20 protein-coding genes and 1 other annotated feature are annotated in these 20,676 nt (G+C 37.9%); of the genes, 14 read left to right on the plus strand and 6 right to left on the minus strand.

Annotated elements, in window-relative coordinates; all coding sequences use genetic code 11:
- Positions 1–47: 47 nt before the first annotated feature.
- From ACIP9W_RS11900 to fabI, 4 genes are all read left to right on the plus strand, one after another.
- A complete protein-coding gene (locus tag ACIP9W_RS11900) occupies positions 48–2,354 on the plus strand; it encodes a carbohydrate-binding domain-containing protein (protein ID WP_400789554.1) in 2,307 nt (768 codons plus the stop codon).
- A gap of 237 nt (positions 2,355–2,591) precedes the next feature.
- Positions 2,592–3,272 (plus strand): response regulator transcription factor, encoded by a 681-nt coding sequence (locus tag ACIP9W_RS11905; RefSeq protein WP_400789557.1) that lies wholly within the window; start codon positions 2,592–2,594, stop codon positions 3,270–3,272.
- Positions 3,273–3,276: 4 nt separating this feature from the next.
- Entirely contained in the window at positions 3,277–4,668 is a 1,392-nt protein-coding gene (locus tag ACIP9W_RS11910; RefSeq protein WP_400789965.1) for a HAMP domain-containing sensor histidine kinase, read from the plus strand.
- A 188-nt stretch (positions 4,669–4,856) separates the two neighbouring features.
- A complete protein-coding gene (fabI, locus tag ACIP9W_RS11915) occupies positions 4,857–5,636 on the plus strand; it encodes an enoyl-ACP reductase FabI (RefSeq protein WP_142539276.1) in 780 nt (259 codons plus the stop codon).
- A gap of 114 nt (positions 5,637–5,750) precedes the next feature.
- Here fabI and ACIP9W_RS11920 read toward each other — a convergent pair whose 3' ends face one another.
- Positions 5,751–6,917, minus strand: coding sequence for an acyl-CoA dehydrogenase family protein (locus ACIP9W_RS11920; RefSeq protein ID WP_400789560.1), 1,167 nt, complete (start codon positions 6,915–6,917; stop codon positions 5,751–5,753).
- A 280-nt stretch (positions 6,918–7,197) separates the two neighbouring features.
- On the opposite strand from ACIP9W_RS11920, the gene ACIP9W_RS11925 reads away from it, so the two are divergent.
- Positions 7,198–9,234: a catalase gene (locus tag ACIP9W_RS11925; protein WP_400789562.1), complete on the plus strand. Its 2,037-nt coding sequence runs from the start codon at positions 7,198–7,200 to the stop codon at positions 9,232–9,234.
- Positions 9,235–9,279: 45 nt separating this feature from the next.
- Here ACIP9W_RS11925 and ACIP9W_RS11930 read toward each other — a convergent pair whose 3' ends face one another.
- A complete protein-coding gene (locus ACIP9W_RS11930; RefSeq protein WP_400789565.1) occupies positions 9,280–9,819 on the minus strand; it encodes a hypothetical protein in 540 nt (179 codons plus the stop codon).
- A 52-nt stretch (positions 9,820–9,871) separates the two neighbouring features.
- Entirely contained in the window at positions 9,872–10,318 is a 447-nt protein-coding gene (locus ACIP9W_RS11935; protein WP_282241135.1) for a MarR family winged helix-turn-helix transcriptional regulator, read from the minus strand.
- Positions 10,319–10,526: 208 nt separating this feature from the next.
- On the opposite strand from ACIP9W_RS11935, the gene ACIP9W_RS11940 reads away from it, so the two are divergent.
- From ACIP9W_RS11940 to ACIP9W_RS11975, 8 genes are all read left to right on the plus strand, one after another.
- On the plus strand, positions 10,527–11,747 hold the full coding sequence (locus ACIP9W_RS11940; protein WP_400789569.1) for a MalY/PatB family protein: 1,221 nt from the start codon (positions 10,527–10,529) through the stop codon (positions 11,745–11,747).
- A gap of 49 nt (positions 11,748–11,796) precedes the next feature.
- Positions 11,797–13,236, plus strand: a complete 1,440-nt coding sequence (locus ACIP9W_RS11945; RefSeq protein WP_400789571.1) for an APC family permease — start codon at positions 11,797–11,799, stop codon at positions 13,234–13,236.
- 40 nt (positions 13,237–13,276) lie between these two features.
- A complete protein-coding gene (locus ACIP9W_RS11950; protein ID WP_400789573.1) occupies positions 13,277–13,933 on the plus strand; it encodes a carboxymuconolactone decarboxylase family protein in 657 nt (218 codons plus the stop codon).
- 434 nt (positions 13,934–14,367) lie between these two features.
- Positions 14,368–14,595, plus strand: a binding site (T-box leader).
- A gap of 54 nt (positions 14,596–14,649) precedes the next feature.
- On the plus strand, positions 14,650–15,843 hold the full coding sequence (gene thrS, locus ACIP9W_RS11955) for a threonine--tRNA ligase (RefSeq protein ID WP_400789575.1): 1,194 nt from the start codon (positions 14,650–14,652) through the stop codon (positions 15,841–15,843).
- Between the two features lie 75 nt (positions 15,844–15,918).
- Complete coding sequence (locus tag ACIP9W_RS11960) at positions 15,919–16,482, plus strand: GNAT family N-acetyltransferase (protein ID WP_400789577.1); 564 nt, start codon at positions 15,919–15,921, stop codon at positions 16,480–16,482.
- A gap of 2 nt (positions 16,483–16,484) precedes the next feature.
- Complete coding sequence (locus ACIP9W_RS11965; RefSeq protein ID WP_400789579.1) at positions 16,485–17,297, plus strand: nucleotidyltransferase domain-containing protein; 813 nt, start codon at positions 16,485–16,487, stop codon at positions 17,295–17,297.
- Positions 17,287–17,724: a GNAT family N-acetyltransferase gene (locus ACIP9W_RS11970; protein ID WP_483880175.1), complete on the plus strand. Its 438-nt coding sequence runs from the start codon at positions 17,287–17,289 to the stop codon at positions 17,722–17,724. The genes ACIP9W_RS11965 and ACIP9W_RS11970 overlap by 11 nt, the downstream gene beginning before the upstream one ends.
- Before the next feature lie 239 nt (positions 17,725–17,963).
- Positions 17,964–18,251 (plus strand): spore germination protein GerW family protein, encoded by a 288-nt coding sequence (locus ACIP9W_RS11975; protein WP_400789581.1) that lies wholly within the window; start codon positions 17,964–17,966, stop codon positions 18,249–18,251.
- A gap of 27 nt (positions 18,252–18,278) precedes the next feature.
- Here ACIP9W_RS11975 and ACIP9W_RS11980 read toward each other — a convergent pair whose 3' ends face one another.
- Positions 18,279–18,749, minus strand: a complete 471-nt coding sequence (locus ACIP9W_RS11980; protein WP_400789584.1) for a VanZ family protein — start codon at positions 18,747–18,749, stop codon at positions 18,279–18,281.
- Between the two features lie 96 nt (positions 18,750–18,845).
- Between ACIP9W_RS11980 and ACIP9W_RS11985 the strand changes: the two genes are divergently transcribed.
- Positions 18,846–19,241 carry a VOC family protein gene (locus tag ACIP9W_RS11985; RefSeq protein ID WP_400789586.1) on the plus strand — a complete coding sequence of 132 codons (396 nt, stop codon included), beginning with the start codon at positions 18,846–18,848 and terminating at the stop codon, positions 19,239–19,241.
- Positions 19,242–19,290: 49 nt separating this feature from the next.
- Here the strand turns inward: ACIP9W_RS11985 and ACIP9W_RS11990 are convergent, their stop codons facing one another.
- Both ACIP9W_RS11990 and ACIP9W_RS11995 read right to left on the minus strand, forming a co-directional pair.
- Positions 19,291–20,154, minus strand: coding sequence for an AraC family transcriptional regulator (locus ACIP9W_RS11990; RefSeq protein ID WP_400789967.1), 864 nt, complete (start codon positions 20,152–20,154; stop codon positions 19,291–19,293).
- Between the two features lie 75 nt (positions 20,155–20,229).
- A complete protein-coding gene (locus ACIP9W_RS11995) occupies positions 20,230–20,619 on the minus strand; it encodes an NUDIX hydrolase (protein ID WP_400789970.1) in 390 nt (129 codons plus the stop codon).
- Between the last annotated feature and the right edge of the window lie 57 nt (positions 20,620–20,676).

Raw genomic sequence — 20,676 nt, forward strand, 5'->3', positions numbered from 1 at the left:
CAAAGGTCTGTAAATTTACAGACCTTTGTTTTATAGGAGGTAATAGGATGAAGAAAAAAATAGCAGTACCGCTAATACTATCGATTGTTTTAATTGCTAGCGGATGTAATGAAAAGAGTAGTACAGATACATCTGTGGATACGGAAGCGCTAATTTCTCAATATGTAGATTATGATACAGAGGATTACTACACTGCCTGGGAAGGAGATACATTTACCAAAATAACTTTAAATGACGAGGCAACAACTTTTGATGGCCCTGGTGGGGTTATTATTAATGGGCAAAATGTAGAGATTCATACATCAGGTATTTATGTACTGGAAGGATCCCTCTCTGATGGTCAAATTACGGTTAATACGGAGGATACTGGAAATATACGCTTAATATTAAATGGTGTAGAGATTACTTCATCTACTAATGCAACAATTGATATCGAGCAATCAGATAAAACGATTATCTCACTTGAAAAAGGTACAGAAAATAATTTAACTGATGCAATATCCTATGTCTATGAAGATGAAGCAAATACAGAGGTCGGGGCAGCTATTTTTAGTAAGGATGATTTAGTCATCAATGGTACTGGTACATTGACGGTTAATGGTCAATACAAAGACGGAATAACGAGCCGTGATGATTTGATTATTACAGGTGGTAATATTAATGTAACTGCAGTCGATGATGGTGTTGTCGGTCGTGATGTATTTGCAATGTCTAATGCTACAGTTAATATAACTGCAGATGGCGATGGTGTAAAATCATCCAATGATGAGGATGAAGGTCGAGGAAATATTGTTCTCGAAAGTGGCTATTTAACAGTTGTAGCACAGGGTGATGGTATACAAGCCGAAAAGGAAATTTTAGTAATCGATGGGGAGTATTCCATTAAAACAGGTGATGGAAGTCCAGAAGTTGTGTCTTCATCAGAATCAGGCATGGAAATGGGCGGAGGACCAGGTGGAGGAACCATGCCAGGAATGGGTGCAGGGAGGAGGATGGATTTCAGTTCAATGACAGATGACGAAGTAGAGGCATTTATTGAGAATATGGAAAGTATGAACTTCCCAATTGATATATCAACTGAAATTGAGGGCATGACAACAGAGGAAATTCGAGAATATTTAACAACGGCTTTAGAATCTATGAAGCTTCAAGACGGTGGTGGAATGGATCGTCAAAATCCAGAAGGTAGGGAAATACCTGAAGATGGAGAAATGCCTGGTGTAAGCGCTAAGGAAAATACTCCGCCAGAAAAAACGCAAAATTCGGATTCCAGAGTTCCAGTAGAAGGAAATACAGAAGAAGATAATGACACTAATGTTGACACTACAAGTCAAAAGGGAATAAAAGCAGGAACAAATTTAAATATCTTAGATGGTACGATCACAGTTGATACAGTGGAGGATGCACTGCATAGCAATGGAGATTTAACCATTCAAGGTGGAAAAGAAACTCTTTCAACGGGTGATGATGGTATACATGCAGATGGTAATGTATTTATTGCTGGTGGTGATATTACGATATTAAAAAGCCTAGAGGGTATAGAAGGTACTAATATTGAGATTTCAGATGGTTCCATTCATCTTAAGGCAGCAGATGATGGTGTCAATGTCAATGGTGGTAGTAGTATGAATGAAATGTTTGGGGCTTTTGATCGAACATCCACTACAACAGAGACTGAGGAAATAGAAGAAGATGACTCTTCAATAGAGAATGGCCAGCTTACGATTTCGGGAGGATATCTATACGTCGATGCGGATGGCGATGGATTAGATTCTAATACGAATATTACGATGACGGGTGGTACCACTATCGTTTATGGTCCAACCGAGAATATGAATGGGACATTAGATTATGATGGAACATTTTTAATGCAAGGCGGAACATTAATAGCTTCTGGTAGTGCAGGAATGCCGTTAGGTGTATCTGATGGATCAACACAAAATACGATTATGATGACTTTTGATGAGACACTTGAAGCAAACACACCTGTTACTGTAACAAACAGCAATGGTGAACAAATTATCACGGTCGCACCTGAAAAAAATTATCAAATGATCGTAATTAGTTCTCCAGACTTAGAGCTAAATGAAGAAACAACTTTAAGTCACGGAGGTACTTTAACAGGTGAAGTTATTGATGGGGTCTATACGAATGCAACTACAACAGATCCAACAAGTAGTGTGACCTATTCCTCCACAACAGTCATGACTTATTTAAATAGTAGTGGTGTGACTGAAGAAGGCTCATCTATGATGGGCGGTGGAATGAGAGGTACTATGCAAGGTGGAGGTGGTTTTGGTAGAGGCCAAGAGCGACAACCACCTGAAAAAACGGAGGATACTACAAATGAGTAGTTCAATGTAGTTTCTTTATGTAAATTTAATGAAGTATACGAATGATTTCATGAGAAAACAGCCTTCCAAGTCGAAAATTTCGATTTAGGGGGCTTTTCTTTTTAAGTTGCCAACATACGGAATTCAATGTATGTAAATCATTTAAATCGGTAAGATTTCGGCCGACATTTAACTGACTTAAATAGGTGGTATAATGTAAGAAATTTAGAAACTCTCAGGTAAGGGTGTGCTAGGCGGATGAAAAAAATATTAATAGTCGAAGATGAGTTTGCCATTAGCCAAGTACTGAAAGCGTATTTAACGAAACAAAATTATGAAGTAGTGCAGTGCTACACTGGTGGAGAAGCAATAGAGGTATTTGAAAAGGAAGGCCCTGATCTAGTACTGTTAGATATAATGCTTCCTGGAAAAAACGGCTGGGTTATTTTAAAAGAAATTCGTTCTCTAGGGAGTTGCCCAGTTATTATGTTAACTGCATTAGGAGATGTTAACTATCGCCTAGAAGGTTTTGGCGAAGGTGCAGATGATTATATTACAAAACCATTTATTGCTGATGAAGTTGTCGCAAGAGTGAAGGCGGTATTGCGAAGGTTATCTAGTGAAGAACCATCAACTATCAACTTTGGTAAGCTTCATATAGATTTTATTGGTCATTCTGTAAGGCTGGATGGGAAAGAAATATTTCTTACGCCAAGGGATTTGTCAGTATTGCTCTTTTTGGCTAAGCAACCGAACCAAACATTTACTAGAGATCAATTAATTGAACATATTTGGGGATGGGATTACGACGGAAGTGATCGGGCTGTTGATTTATCTATAAAACGTCTGAGAAAAGCACTCGCTGATTGGTCGGAAGATGAAGGCGAGATTAGAACATTACGAGGATTGGGGTATCAATTCAATGTTAGGAAAAAATAAGAGAGTGACTCTGTTGTCGTATTGGACAAGTAGATATTTATTGACATTAATAATAGGATTGTTAATAATCTCTTTTATTTCAGCATTATGGATAAGACATACAACACTCGAAAATCGTTTAGAAATGATGGAGTTTATGGCAGAAGAGATGGTGAATCGGATTACTGATGTAAGTATGCCTGGAATTCCTCCAAATGAAAGAGTGCCGGATTTTGCTGAAGATCGGTTTAGGATGCAAAATATTAACCCATCCATGTACATAGTCAATACGGATGGAGAAGTAATATCGAGTAATTTCCCATTAAAACAAGGGGAGCAAAGGACATTTAGTCAATTAATAAGTGGAAAAGATGAAATTGAAACATTTATTTCTCCCGAAAACAACAAAAAATATTATTCGGTAAAAAAGAAAATTGAGATAGATGATGAGCTTGTTGGCTGGATATTGATGGTTGAGTCAAAAGAAAAATTAACGATGGTTAAACAAGAGTATGGTCAGCTAGCTATATTGATAGTTGGACTTGCATTGCTTGGCTGGTGGGCTATATATTTTCTGTCGAGAAGATTAGCGCATCCGATAAAACAAGTAGCAGAAGCAGCTAAGCAAGTGCAAAGTGGTAACTATGAAATCAATTTATCTGACCATATTAAGGAAAAAGAAGTATACGAGCTTGTTTCTTCATTTAAACAAATGGCAGGACGGTTAGAGCAATTAGAAAAAACAAGAACTGAATTATTAGCAGGTGTGACACATGAACTAAAAACGCCAGTAACGTCGATTAGTGGATTATTGCAAGCGGTAAATGATGATGTCGTTACTGGACAAGAAGCAGAAGAGTTTATTCGAATGGCGCTTGTTGAAACGGCCAAGATGAAAACAATGGTCGGTGATTTACTAGCGTTCAATTCCTTTGCAGTAGGCGCGGTGCCTGTGGAAATTTCTTCTCTAGATATTGATAACTTTATGAAAGAATTAACTACTCAGTGGAAAGCGATACAGGAGCAATCAAATGTAGTGGTGAACCTACAATTACTTCATAAAAAAGTAATGATTTCTGCTGATTTAGTTCGTTTACAACAAATCATGACCAATTTATTAACAAACGCAGAACAAGCAATATCGGGGATAGGTGAAATAACAATCTCGCTTTCTGAAAAAGGACAGTATGTATCTGTCCTCGTTAAAGATTCAGGATCAGGTATACAAATTGGAGAGCAAGCTTTTATCTTCGAGCGGTTCTTTAGAGGAGAAAATAAAAAGTACGGTATTCGCGGGCTTGGTCTAGGATTGCCTCTGAGTAAAATGATGGCACAATCGATTAAAGGTGATTTACATTTAGTTGAGAGTACAGAAAAAGGCACATGCTTTGAATTGCTACTATTAAAAGAAGGCTAACGAGATTCCGTAGCCTTCTTTCTTCATATTTACTTTTTTAATTTACATAATAATACATCAACCATTTAAAAAATCAAAACAGAAATCAGGAGAGAATAGTGCAAAAGGGGAGAAATATGGTATGATAAAATTAGTAACTGGTACTAATAATAGGTATAGTATATTAGCATAATAAAATGGAGGTTCATATGAAAGACTTAATCCAATTAAAAGATAAGAATATCGTAGTTATGGGAGTTGCCAACGAGCGTAGTATTGCATGGGGAGTTGCAAAATCTCTATTTGATGTTGGAGCGAATGTTATTTTCACGTACCGTAAAGAACGTTCGTTAGGAAAAATTGAAAAAGCATTAACAGACAATAATCTAGAAGCAAGATTAGTCGTAGAATGTGACGTTAATAGTGATGACAGCATTAAAGCGGCTTTCGAGAAAATTGGAAGCGAAGTAGGAGTAATTCATGGTGTCGTGCATTCCGTAGCATTTGCACATGCTGAAGACTTGAAAAACGATTTCCTTCAAACAACTAGAGATGGTTATGCATTCGCACAAGATACAAGTGCGTATTCACTGATCGCGGCAGCTCGTGAAGCAGCACCGTTTATGACAGAAGGCGGTTCTATTGTAACGATGACGTACCTTGGAGCAGAGCGTGTATTAGAGGGCTATAATGTAATGGGAATCGCGAAAGCATCACTTGAAGCGTCTGTTAGATATTTGGCGCTAGATTTAGGTAAACAAAACATTCGTGTGAATGCTGTTTCAGCGGGAGCAGTGCGCACACTAGCTGCGAAAGGGGTATCTTCTTTTAACACGATTTTACATAAAATCGAAGAAACTTCTCCGTTAAAACGAAATGTAACGGCAGAAGAAGTGGGAGATATGACAGTCGGACTTTTAGGAAACTTATCTCGAGGGGTAACAGGAGAAGTCGTTTACGTTGATTCTGGTTACAATATTATGGGTTAATCATTCCAAACGAATAGAAGCTATCTTCGGGTATATTACCTCGAAGATAGCTTTTTTTCTGGGCGTAATTGGTCCTAAGAAAACAGATACCTAAATGAGAAGGGGATAAGCTGTTTACCTAATTATGTCTTGATCTTCTTCCAGTGCAGACTGCGCTAGCTTTTTTATCGTCATATCATCCATTGGTGGATTATGTAATCCAGCTCGTACGTCTCGGTAATAGCGCTGTAATGGATTTGTTCGCTGCAAACTTTTTGCCCCGACTAAGCGCATTGCTTTATCCACAATCGCGATAGCTGAATTGGTTACGACATGCTTCGCAACGGAGATTTCATTGGCCAGAAGATCTCTCGAGGCTTCATTGTCATAAGCTGCTGCAGCGCCATAAATAACAAATCGTGCTTTCGTAAGCTCCAAATCAATTTCACCGATTAGCTGTTGGACGTTTGGTAGCTGAGCAATTGTTCCATTTAAACTATTAGGAGAATGCGTGTTGGCAAAATGAACAGCATAATCACGAGCTGCTTGTGCCACACCTAAATAAGTAGCAGGAATATGGAGTAACCAGCCGTTCACTTTACCGCCACTTACTAATTCAGGAAGCTCCACTAAATCAGTCTCATGCACGACTACATTTGTAAGTACTAGATCATTACTACTTGTGCCGCGCATAGAAATAACATCCCATGTTTCTTCTATGGAAACTCCTTCTATATCACGGTGAATAAGAAAAAATCCAACTTTTTCTTTTTCTTCAATCCATGCAGAAGTTAAAAAGTAAGTGAGTACTGGAGAAGCTGTCGTGAAAATTTTACGTCCATTCAGTAGCCAATTGTCCCCATTTTTTACAGCTGTAGTTCCTGGACGTCCACCACGTGTTGGGCTTCCCGTTTGTGCTTCGCTAACAGATCGGTTTATGAGTGCGCCATTCAAAATTTCTTTAGAAAAGAAATCCAACTTTTCTTTAGTCCAAAGCTTTTTCTCAAAAAGATCACCGACTACACCCAAGCTCCAGCCAACTGATAATGCAGTGTTTGCATCATAGCTTGCTAACGTCTCTTGTAGAAGCACCATATCATACACAGAAAGTCCCTCACCGCCATATTCTTTAGGCAATGTTATGCTCGTATAACCAAGCTTCACCAAATCTTCTATGTTTTCTTTTGGGAAAATGGAAAGTTCGTCAATTTCAGCTGATTTACTTATAAATTTTTCTTCTAATCTTGCTAAATTATTGAGCCAATCTTGTTGTTTCTTATTTTGCACAAACAACCTTTTCATAATTGCTAATCTCCTTTTAAATTTAATCCTATTTATGTATGTATTAAACTTATCGATTACATTGAAATGAGTCTACCTTTATCAGAAAAAGAAGTCAATTATAATACTTATTATTTTAGTAGGATTTATATGATATGTGAAACCTTTTACAGATATTACCTCGCATTTTCGCCTGATTTTCTATAAATCTCTCACTTCTTAGTCGAAAAATGTTTTTAAAAAGAGCCATAGGGTAGTAATAATACAGAGGATTAGTAGCAAATAAAGAGGAGGAACCAGCTTGGATAAAAAAGTGAATGCAAACAGCAAAAGTGAACAATTGGAACAATTTCGTACGGATGATAAAGACAAAGCAATGACTACAAATCACGGACTAAAAGTTTCAGAAGATGAATTCTCTTTAAAAAACGGTGAACGAGGTCCTACTCTCTTAGAGGATTTTCATTTTCGTGAAAAAATGACCCATTTTGACCATGAACGTATTCCGGAACGAGTAGTCCATGCACGAGGATATGCTGCTCATGGAGAATTTGAATTATATGAATCAATGCAAGCTTATACAAAAGCGAAATTCTTGCAAAGCCCAGGAACGAAAACACCGGTTTTTGTAAGGTTTTCAACCGTAATAGGTTCCCGTGGATCTGGGGAGCTCGCACGTGATGCACGAGGATTTGCGACGAAGTTTTATACAGAAGAAGGTAACTACGATTTAGTAGGAAATAATATTCCCGTTTTTTTCATACAAGATGGCATCAAGTTTCCTGATTTAGTCCATGCGATGAAACCGGAGCCACACAATGAAATTCCACAAGCAGCAACGGCACATGATACTCTTTGGGACTTCATAGCTAACAATCAGGAGTCTGCTCATATGATTATGTGGGCAATGTCTGATCGAGCAATTCCTAGAAGTTTTCGAATGATGGAAGGATTCGGCGTTAATACTTTCCGATTCGTTAATACAGAGGGTAAATCTCATTTTGTAAAATTTCATTGGAAGCCTGTTTTGGGAGTGCATTCAGTCGTTTGGGATGAAGCACAAAAGATAAATGGTAAAAACCCTGATTTTCATAGACAGGACTTATACGAGGCAATAGCTAGCGGAAATTATCCGGAGTTTGAATTAGGCGTACAAATGATTGAGGAAAAAGATGAATTTCAATTTGATTTTGATATTTTAGACGCTACGAAACTATGGCCAGAGGAAGAGGTCCCAGTAAAAATTATTGGAAAAATGACATTGAATAGAAATGTAGACAATGTTTTTGCTGAAACGGAACAAGTGGCATTTCATCCAGGAAACGTAGTCCCGGGTATTGATTTTTCAAATGATCCACTACTGCAGGGCAGATTGTTCTCTTATACAGACACACAGCTAATTCGACTTGGAGGTCCAAACTTCCATGAGCTACCGATCAACCGACCAGTGTGCCCATTCCATAACAATCAACGAGATGGATATGGCAGACAAACGATAAATGTTGGACAAGTCAGCTACCACAAAAACTCACTTGCGGGTAATACACCGACTCCAGTTAGTGAGGAAGAAGGTGGTTATGTACATTATCAGGAGAAAGTCGATGGTCACAAGGTTCGTGCCCGAAGCGAAAGCTTTAAGGATCATTTCTCCCAAGCGACAATGTTCTGGAACAGTATGAGTAATCCCGAGAAGCAGCATATTATCAATGCCTTCAGTTTCGAGCTTGGGAAATGTAAGGAAAAGAGCGTGCGCGAGCAAGTTGTAGAAATGCTTTTGAATATAGATGTAGATTTAGCAAATCAGGTAGCTAAAAACTTAGGTATTACTGTGCAGGCTACTAATACACCAACTAATAGCAAGGTCTCTCCAGCATTAAGCCAATTAAATTCAGCTAAGAAACCAGATACACGCAAAATTGCTGTACTCGTTTCGGAAGGATTTGATGGAGAACTGATTGCTATGTTAGATGCCCTAAAGGCGAAAGGGACAATGATTGAGACAGTAAGTGATCATCTAGGGGCGATTAAAGGTGCTGACGGAACCTTATTGGAAGCAAACCATACGTTCTCTACTGCGGATTCCGTATTATTTGATGCGGTGTATGTTGTAAGCCCACAAGGTACAACACCGACATATCAAAAAGAAGCCGCGTATTTTGTGAAAGAAGCATATACTCATTTCAAGCCGATTGCTGCTTCGTTTCATGGAGACCAATTGCTGGATGAGCTCGGGTTTACAGGGCAAGCCGGTGTAGTAACAAAAGAGAGCGGAAACAGCTTTGTAGAAAGTTTTACTAATGCAATTGCTGAGCATCGCTTTTGGAATCGAGCTGTATAATAACAGTAAAAGGCATGCCCTAAATACAAGGGGCATGCCTTTTATTTATTTTTTGGCGAGTCGTGGCCATATAAAATATGAAATGGAGATGACAAAGTCAATTCCAAGAATCAGTCCCCAAAGTTTTAATGTTCCCCATAAAACCTCAGATTTTGAGGTGTCATCCATGACATAAATTAAAATGAGTAATATGATTCCCCCAATGATGTAAGCAAGTAAATGCTGAAAAGATCCTTTTAATGACTCTCGTGCAAACTCCATTCCCGTTTTACGTACAGGTTTAGTGCCTTCTTTTTGAACATAATATCGAAACCGTACATCTGCCCAGCGAATCATGCTCTTTCCAAAGGCAATCGAAGAACCGAGATAGACAGCTGCGATAGCATGTGCAAGCGTTGCAGTTGCCCCGTTATATAAATCTATAGATGTAATTGCAAGTAAAATCAGATCGATCACTGGCGTTAACGCAAGAAAAAATAAACCAAGACGTTCTTTTTTTAATATATACCTAGTTATGAGGCCTAGTAAAATAACTACCCAAAAGCCAACTTCACAAGCGATTATCGTCCATGCAATAAAATTCAAAACAACACCCCTTTCAAGGAAAAATTGCTATTTATAAGTTTTTCAAAAACAGTCATCCCACTTCAGGCTCTAGTAAAGAGGTCAACTTCTTAAACATTAAAAAGTCCTCATTCGAAAAATCATCTAGCTTAGTTAAAAGCTTCTCATACTCCACTGAGTCCAATTTTTTGTGATATTCATATACTATTTTTCCCTTTTCCGATAGTTCGAGGATGACTTCTCGATTGTCTTTAGGGTTTTTGTTTTTAATAATCATCCCTTTTTTGGTTAATTTATCTACCATTTGAGAAATTGCACCTTTTGTTTTTTTAGTGAGTTCTGTAAGTTCTGTGGAAGTGGTTTGTATTTTGTTCCCAATCAGATTAATTGTATGTGCTTCTACCATATAAAGTTCATCTTCCGTACCGTACTTCCTAGGCACGCTTTCATACGAAGCAATTTTCCTAGAAATCTCATAAAGTGATTCCATTAGTTCACTGAACACTTCTTCTCTAGACATTTTTTCCCCTCCCCAAGATTTTCGAAATTACCCTATAACGTATTATGGCTATTGTAACATGAGAGTAATTTAACAAGTAGGTTAGATACGACAAAAATAAATTGTCTGATTAGTTAAAAAATATAATTGACGTTATATTGTTTAGGTGCTAAACTACTTTTAAGTCAGTGACTGTTAGCAATATTAGGATAAGAAAGGGGCAATGGAAGTGAGATATAACTTTGATGAAATCGTAAACCGAAGAGGAACTTACTCTCTTAAATGGGATGGAGGCGAAATGATTAAGGAAATGGGATTGACTGAAAGATACGATGAGAAAACGATTCCTTTATTCACTGCAGACATGGATCTACCGGTACCACAACCCTTAATAGACGCCCTGCACAAAACGGTTGATCATAAAATATTTGGTTACTCTGTACTCCCAAATAAGTATTATGAATCGATTCAGCATTGGTTCAAAAAGAGACATGACTGGGAGATAAAAAAGGAGGAAATTATTTATAGTCCAGGCACTGTTCATGCTTTAAACGTTGCTGTGAAAGCGTTTACTAATCCAGGGGATGGTGTTATCATTCAACGTCCAGTGTATCCGCCGTTTACTTCAGCGATAGAGGGAAATGGAAGAAAAGTTGTGAATAACGCGTTAAAATGCGACGAGGAAGGTTATTATTCCATTGATTTTAAGGATTTTGAAGCGAAAGCAAAGGAAGAAAATACGAAGCTATTCATCTTATGTAACCCTCATAATCCAGTAGGAAGAGTTTTTAATAGAGAAGAGCTTCAAAAACTTTCTGTTATATGTGCAGAAAATAATGTGTTAATAATCGCAGACGAGATTCATGGAGATTTAATGAGACGTGATCAAACATTTCTACCAATAGCAAAAGTAGTGGAGGATGTAGATCATATTATTACATGTACCGCTATTAACAAAACATTTAACGTAGCAGGGCTTCATTGTACTAATGTGATTATTTCAAATCCAGAGCTTCGAAACACATTTAGTGAAGTAATGGGCTTTCAACTTGCATCGCCATTTACGATAGCTGCACTTATAGCGGTATATAACGAGGGAGAAGATTGGTTAGAGCAACTGAAAGAGTATATCGATGAGACAATCGAGTGGGTAGTCAATTTCTTAGCTGAAAAAATGCCGCAAGTAAAAGTGAGAATTCCAGAAGGTACGTATGTGATGTGGATGGACTTTAGTGCTTATGGACTTTCACCGAAAGAAGTACATGACCGAATTTACAATAGGGCTAATGTAATTCTAGAGGATGGAAGTATGTTCGGAGAAGAAGGTTTATCGTATCAAAGAATTTGTCTTCCGTCGCCAAGGTCTGTTATTAAAGAAGCAATTGAAAGAATTGCGAAGGAATTTGAGGATGTTCATGTAGATGTGAGAGTGAAAAGTGTAATCTCTTAAAATACAAAGTTAAACTATAAAATGCAGCTTTCACAAAGGGGTGTAATATATGGCGAATCAAGAGGCAAATTTAAAGAAGGTACTAGGTCTAGGGGATGTAATGAGCATCGGTGCAGGACAAATTATCGGTGCTGGAGTCATGGCGTTAACAGGTATTGCAATAGGAATGACAGGTAGCGGGGTAACTTTAGCGTTTGTTATTTCTTCTGTCTTTACGTTATTTATGGTGTTACCAATAGCTGTTATGGGGTCAGCTATTCCAACAACAGGGGGATTATATAGATATACTAGCAGACTTTTATCTCCTAAAATAGGATTCTTTTGGCTAACGTTATTTATACTTGCGCAGCTTACCCTAGCAATGTATTCCATATCATTTGCAGAATACGTTCAAGGCTTGGTTCCGTCTGCTCCACTTAAGTTAGTGGCATTTACACTTCTTACTGTGTTTTTTATAGCGAATCTGGTAGGAGTAAAATTTGCAGCACTTGTCGAAAAATTTATGGTAATTATTTTGCTTCTCGCATTAATAGTTTTTGTTGTATGGGGTATGCCAGAGGTAAATTATGCTGTTTTTAATACGGGAGAAATGTTCTCGGGTGGATTTGTAGGATTCTTTATGGCGGTAGGTTTACTTTCATTTGCTACAGGCGGTGCACAAGTTGTAGCAGAGCTTGGTGGAGAAATGAAGAACCCAGGAAGAGATATACCGTTAACCATTATTGTAACTACATTGGCTATAGGGTTGTTATACGCATTTATGGCTACTATTGCAGTAGGTGTATTACCTATTGCTGATGTCGCTAATATGCCTTTAACAGATGTTGCAAGAACAATACTCCCAGGGCCACTATTCATTTTCTTTATGGTTGGTGGAGCTATGTTTGCACTAGCAACGACTTTAAATGCGACGCTTTCATGGGTTACGAAAGGGATAATGATCGCATGTGAAGATGGATGGTTACCAAAATCATTAGGAAAAGTGAATAAAAGATTTGGGACACCACACTGGTTGTTAACTCTATTTTATATTATTGGTGTTATACCAATAGTTACTGGGTTATCCCTTGGATTAATATCCGCATTAGGCACTGGAGTTTTTCTACTTTCCAATATTATTCCTGTATTTGCAGCAACTAAATTACCGAAGAAATATCCAGAACTTTATAAAAGAGCGCCATTTAAATTATCGCCTCTGGTTTTAAATACAATTGTATATATCGGGGTAGCTTTGTTATTATTCCAAGGATATTTATTAATGTCTTCCCTCTCTTACAAGATTATTATTGGAGCAGTCGTTTATATGGCTGCGGCAGCGATTTATGTAACTATTGTTGGAAATAGTCCGAAGTATGGACTTAATAAAACGCTTCATTTTGAAAACCCTTCGGACAGTAATGTTGGAAATGATTCGAATGCTAAGCTAGAGACAGCTGCAACTTTAGGAGAAGCTATTCCAATAGCAAAGCCTAATACACAACTGGATTAATAATGTATGATTTGCAAATTTAAATAATGGAGGCTATAAAATGACAATGGATAGTTTATATGTAAAATCTAATGCTAAACGATTAACAGAATTAGGAAAGCACGCTCCAGATACATTTAAAGCATTTGTAGCATTCGATCAATTAGCTTTAGCAGAAGGACTTATTCCAAAAAGAACGAAGGAATTAATTGCTATTGCAGTTGCTCATGTGACAGGCTGCCCTTACTGTATCGAAGCTCATGTAACTGCAGCAAAAAAATTAGAAGCATCTAAAGAAGAGATACTAGAAGCGGTGATGGTTGCTACTGCTTTAAAAGCTGGTTCCGCCCTCGCCCATGGATTGAATGGACTAAATGCATTTGACGGTACAGACGATGATGAACTTTACAAAAGATCGAATATGGCAAGATTTAAAGAATTGGGTGGAGCCAATCCAGACGCTTTCAAAGCATTCAATAAATTTGATATGGAAGCGATGAAACCTGGATTAATAAGTCAAAAAGATAAAGAACTAATGGCTATTGCAGTGGCACATGTAACAGGTTGTGCGTACTGCATTGAAGCGCATACGCAAAAAGCAAAACAATTAGGCATCTCTTTAAAAGAAATCACAGAATCTATTTTTGTAGCAACGGCTTTAAAGGCAGGATCGGCCTTGGCTCATAGTGTAAATGCTTTAAATGCATATGAAGGATGAAAATGAAGAAGAATATTGCTGCTATTCGTCTTGGAAAAGCTCTACTTTCTATGATAGTTGGAAAAATTCATTATTAGTTAGATAAAACAATTACCCTAGTTATTTAGGTGTTGACTATTTAAAACTTTTTGCATATACTAAACAAAATAATTTATGAAGCGTTAACAAGCGAAGAAAAGGACATGAATCATTATCATTTCTTATTAGAGAATAGGGTCTACGGCTGAGAGCCCTTAAGAAAAACGAATGATTTACCACCTTGGAGCTATTGCGGGGAAAGCAAGCAAACTATGCGATTATCCACAATCGGGAAAACCGTTATCTATTTATGAGCGCAATACAATTCTTTGTGTTGCAAAATTAGGGTGGAACCACGACCACACTCGTCCCTTTACCGGGGGATGGGTGTGGTTTTTTTGTATTCAAAATTAAATAATTTAGCTGAGAAAAGGACATGAATCATCTTTATTTTCTTATTAGAGAACAGGGTCATAGGCTGGGAGCCCTAAAGAAAAACGAATGATTTACCACCTTGGAGCTATTGTGGGGAAAGCAACTTTGCAATTATCCACAATCGGGAGAACCGTTATCTTGTTATGAGCGTAGTACAATTTTTTGTTCTACAAAATTAGGGTGGAACCACGACCACACTCGTCCCTTACCAGGGATGGGTGTGGTCTTTTTTTATTTCATTTTTAAAATTAGGAGGAATTTACATGTCAATTAAAGTAGAGGAAAGAATAAGTCATCAGAAGTTAGGTCAACAATTGGAGCTATTTATGTCCAGTGAAGAGGCACCAGGTATGCCGTTTTATTTACCAAAGGGAATGGTTTTACGAAATGAACTGGAGAACCTTTGGAAAGTAAAGCACCAACGAGCGGGTTACCAGGAGATTAAAACACCTATCATGATGAAGCAAGAGTTGTGGGAGCAGTCAGGCCACTGGGATCATTATCATGAAAATATGTATTTTGCTAATGTGGATGAACAAAAGTATGCGATTAAACCGATGAGTTGTCCGGGGGCAGTACTTATCTTCAACAGCAAAAAGAGAAGTTACAGAGAACTTCCGATTCGCTACGCTGAGCTCGGGTTAGTTCACCGTCACGAGTTATCCGGATCCTTAAATGGACTTTTACGAGTTCGGGCATTTACACAAGATGATGCGCATCTTTTCGTACGAGAGGATCAAATAGAAAAGGAAATCGAGAAAGTGCTCGATTTGGTAGATGAATTTTATTCTGAGTTTGGTTTTAGCTATAAAATCGAATTATCTACTCGTCCGGAAGATTTTATGGGTTCTGTGCAGGCTTGGGATCAAGCAGAGCACGCGCTTGAAGCTGTACTGAAGCAAAAACAAGTAGCGTATCAGGTAAATGAAGGAGACGGGGCATTCTACGGTCCGAAAATCGATTTTCATATTTTAGATTCTCTTGGCCGTAGCTGGCAATGTGGAACAGTACAACTGGATTTCCAAATGCCAGAAAAATTTGATTGCAAGTATATCGATGAGGACAATCAGCTTAGACAACCAATAATGATTCACCGTGCAATTTATGGTTCTATCGAGCGCTTTATAGCTATTCTTCTAGAGCATTTTCAAGGTAGCTTTCCACTTTGGTTAGCACCTGTTCAAGTAAAAATTTTACCAATAGCAGACGCTCATGTTTCATATGCAGAAGATGTGAAGCAACAACTTGAACAAGAAGGTTATCGTGTAGAAGTCGATGACCGTGTGGAAAAAATAGGACTAAAAATCCGAGAAGCAGCCTTACAAAAACATCCGTATATGCTTATTGTGGGTGATCAAGAAATAGAGCAGGGCAAGCTCTCCGTGAGAAAGCACAAAGTTGGAGTTATTGGTGAAATGAGTATGGATGAATTGCTGGAGCAATTAAAAAGCAAGTGATTACTGCATAACAAACCCTTCCTACAAAGGACTTTTGACTATTCTTCACGAATAAACCTTGTAGGAGGGGATTCTATGAAAACTTTAAATGATTTTCCGTATTTAGAAACAGAACGCTTTATATTGCGACCAATAGAAGTGAAGGATGCCGAGGAAGTATTCCATTATTTCTCGCAAGATGAAGTGACAAGATATTATGATTTGGATACATTTCAGGATAGCAAAGAAGCGATTCAGTTAATTAAAAACTGGCAAAAGCGATTTGCAAATAACGAGGGTATTCGATGGGGAATTGCGACGAAGGATACCGATAAAGTAATCGGTAGCTGTGGTTATCATAATTGGGAAAAAGAGCACTTCAAAGCGGAAGTGGGATTTGAAGTGACACCGGAGTATTGGCAAAAAGGAGTCATGACGGAAGTACTAAAGCATGTACTGCAATACGGCTTTGAGAAAATGGGACTCTTCCGAATTGAAGCCCTTTATGACCCTGAAAATACAGCTTCTAAAAAGACACTTGAAAAAGCTGGATTTATATACGAGGGGATATTACGAAAATCATCCTATGAAAAAGGACGTTTTTGCGATGCCGCTATATGTTCTATTTTGAATGAAGAGTATATGGATAAGGAGATATGATTGTGGGTAATCAAATGCCGAGGCATGTTCAAAGCTTTATGCAGAACTATGTAGAGCTGCTAAATAAGCACTTACCTTCGGATTTAGTAGAAGGCGTATACATATACGGATCGATTGCTCTCGGGGCATTCGATGAAGCGAAGAGTGATATAGATTTTATTGTTTTATTGAGAAGGGCAGTAAATGAACAAGAACTTGCGATGCTTCAAGATATTCATGTACAGATGAACAAATACGCATTTGGAAAAAGAATGGATGGGTTATACACCCAGGCTAGTATGATAGGCAAAACAAATGAAGAATTACTTGCGTATCCATATTGTACAGACGGAATAGTAGAAGTAGGTTATTGGGATGTTAATCATATTACTTGGTGGGTATTAAAGGAGCATGGTATTACATTGCAAGGCATACCAATTGGAGACTTAAATATTCCTACAAAATGGGACGATGTATTAAAAACATTGGCATACAATATGAACAATTATTGGTTTAATAAATCGAAAAAGACCTATTTATTTTTATCTGACAGCATGGTCGAGTTTGCAGCTTGTACGATTAGCAGAATAATTTGTTCGCTTGAGTTAAGAGCTATTTTATCGAAGGATGAGGCAGTTAGGCTATGTATAGACATGCTACCGGAAAGATGGCATCTTCTTTTAAAAGAAGGTTCTCGTATTCGAACAAAGGCTAATACAAAATCATTGTACAAAAGCAAATTAAAAAGAGCCAAGGATTGTAGAGATTTCATATTATATACACGTCAATTATGCAATGAAAAATTTTTTATAAAAGGGGTAAGCAATGGAAATTAAATTATTAACACCAATTGATGCAAGTGCATACTGGAAATTGAGGCTAGAAGCATTACAGCAAAGCCCGGAAGCATTTGCAACAAGTTATGAGGAAGCGATACAAAGAATTAATCCAATCGAACAAGTAGAAAAAAATCTCCAAACAGAAGGCAATTACACTTTCGGGGCATTTCAGCAGGATAAGCTAGTTGGGATGGTTACACTGTCTCAAGAAAGCTACCTTAAAATGAAGCACAGAGCAAATATTTTTGCGATGTATGTGAGCCCACAAGCTCGTGGATTAGGAGCAGGAAAAGCGTTGCTTATAGAAGCAATTGATAAAGCAAAATCCATAGAAGAAATCGAAAAGATAAATTTGTCTGTGGTTCAACAAATGAGACAGCAAAGAACCTATATAGCCAATTGGGATTTAAAGTTTTTGGTATAGAGGAAAAAGCATTAAAAGTTGCAGATACATATTACGATGAAGATCATATGGTACTTAGTTTGAAGTAGAAGGATATACGTGAGAAGTGTCGAAGTAGTTATGGAATTATACAAAGGAGGTAGAAGGCTATAGAAACAGAAAAGTTAGTTGATAGCTCAAATGTAAATGATAAGCAAGTGGTCTACCATTCTCCTATTCGGTCTATATTCGATAAATTCTCTCGCACCAAAGATGCTTCATTGGTTTATGGAGAGCCGATTGAACTCGAAGATAAACGCATACTCCCCGTTGCAAAAGTTAATTATTATGTTGGGGGTGGCGGTGGTTACTCCGATGCGAGTGAAAATACCGCTGCTGCCCAAGGTGAAGGTGGAGGGGGATATTTTGCTATTAAGCCAGTGGGAGTCTTTGAGATTACATCTGAAAAAGTGAAGTTTAGACCTGTTATTAATAGTTATTTCATTTTAACGATTATTAGTGTGGTTACACTTGGACTTGGGTTTTTATTGAAAAGATCTCGAAAATAAATAATAGAAAGAAAATCCGCTGAAGAACTAAGATTTAGCGGATTTTCTTCGTTTTCTTCTGACGAAAGTTAATAAAAGAAGTGCGGTAATGGCGCCAGCAGTATCCAGTATTACATCTTGAGCAGAAGCCGTGCGTCCACTTGTAAAAGATTGATGCAGCTCATCCGCTACTGCAAAGAGTAGTGTGAGAACAATAGCTGTAATTGTTCGAAATTTACGAGTAGGTAAAGCAGCAAAGATTGCAAGTGCAATCACACCGAAATATAAGAAATGTGTCCCTTTTCGAATCAAAAACTCGACGAATGCATAGTATCCTCGTTCCTCAATGGAAACTAGAATGCCCCAGTAAGGGATTTGAAATAAGGATAGAAAAGACTCCAAAGGTTTACCTGGTAACCATTTCTCAAGCACTGGTATGAGAGATTGCTGTTCGGCTGTTTGTCCAGACGAAATGAAAACAACGATAAGTAAAAAAAGTAAAGGAATAATTTTTTTCATACCAAAACAGTAACATATAAACAAGAAGTTTTCATAGGACTGTTTAAATAAGCTATAGTAATTAGAGAAAAATAAAAACTGGAGGTATGGAACGATATGTCTAAACTTACACCATTTCTAATGTTCGAAGGTCGAGCAGAAGAAGCGATTAATTTTTACACATCCGTTTTCAAAGAATCGGAGATCATTCGTTTAGCTCATTACGGAGCGGAAGGACCAGGAGAAGAAGGAGAAGTATCGCAAGCGGTATTTTCCATTAATGGACAAGAATTTCTTTGTCATGATAGCTCTATTCAACACCAATTCACGTTTACACCTTCCATTTCATTATTTGTAGAATGTGATTCTGAGGAAGAACTTGATCAAGTATATGCGCAGCTTTTGGAAGGTGGACAAGCCTTAATGCCGATTAACAATTATGGCTTCAGCAAAAAGTTCGGCTGGGTGCAAGATAAGTTTGGAGTTTCATGGCAATTAAATTTATCAAATTAAAGCATCTAAAAAAAACCGAGGAGCAACGAAATGCTCTTCGGGTTTCCTTTTACTTAATCGGTATCCAGATTTCTGAATAATAATCCTCGCTCGAAGCATTCCCACTTGAATACACTTCTAACTCAGGAGTTCCAGCAGGGACATACGGATTAGAAGGGAACCATTCGGAATAGATTTGTTTCCATGTATCCTGCATCGCATGGGGCATGGCGCCGTGTACTTCAAAAATAACCCATTTTGAAGCAGGAATTTCTAATGATGATAAATTTTCCGGAACATCTCCCACATGCGCAGAAGCAATCCAGTAGTTCATTAGGCCGCTATCTTTCCGACTCTCATCCACAACACATACACCGAGTACGCCTTCAATTACCCCATTGTTTAATTGGAAAAGCAGGTCATCTGTGCCGTTTGTGTTTACCTCATCCCAAAATAGCGGGATATTTTTCAAATTTTCACCTGTTTTACAGTTATACGTTCTTTTTACTCCAACAACTTGGAAACTTTCTTTTTCCACAATCTTATACTTCATTGGTTCTGCTCCTTTCAAGCTCACCTGGATGACCAGGCGATTGTATGATTGTAAATTACCTAGTTTCTTTCGTGCATCACTCGGCGTCACGCCATGCTGCTTTCGAAAGGCCTTCGTAAAGGCTTCGGGAGTGTCGTAGCCATATTTATAGGATAGGTCGATGATTTTACTATCGCTATTTATTAATTCCTGCGCTGCTAATGTTAATCTTCTACGACGAATATAATCGGTGATAGACATATCAGTTAAAATGGAAAATGTTCGTTGAAAATGAAAGACCGATGAATTTGCCACTTTAGCAATTTGTTCCATCGTCAACTCATCCAGTAAGTTTGCTTCTACATAATTGATTGTTCTTTGTATCGATTCAACCCATCCTATGACCCTCACCTCTTACACATCATAAATAATAACTACTACAGAATCCTGTCATCAAATGCTCACTTTGGACAGTTTTCATTTAGCTAAAAGAAGATCCACAATCACTTTTGGGCGAACATCTAATGAAGGGAGATCATCCACATCAACCCAGATTGGTTCATATAGCCCTCTTTGAACAGAAGTGTGAGAGTATTCTTCGCCTGTACCCGTTCCAAATTTGCCACCAATAATATCAGCAAGGAAAAAGTGCTGCCTTCCGTTATACTCCAATACTTTAAAAGGACGTTGAATACGTACATGTACCCCTAGCTCTTCATACGTTTCTCGGATTGCCGCTTCCTCTGGTGTTTCCCCATCCTCAATACCTCCGCCTGGAAATACATAATAGGTTTTATGTGGTTTCGTTCTTTTGATTAAGGCAATTCGACCATTTTCAATAATGACAGTTGCTCCTCTGTTTCTTATATAAATACACCTTCCAATCTAATGATAGTAGACAGAACATTCGAACTCATACTAGTA

Source organism: Psychrobacillus sp. NPDC093180 (assembly GCF_044754065.1).
Lineage (GTDB): Bacteria > Bacillota > Bacilli > Bacillales_A > Planococcaceae > Psychrobacillus.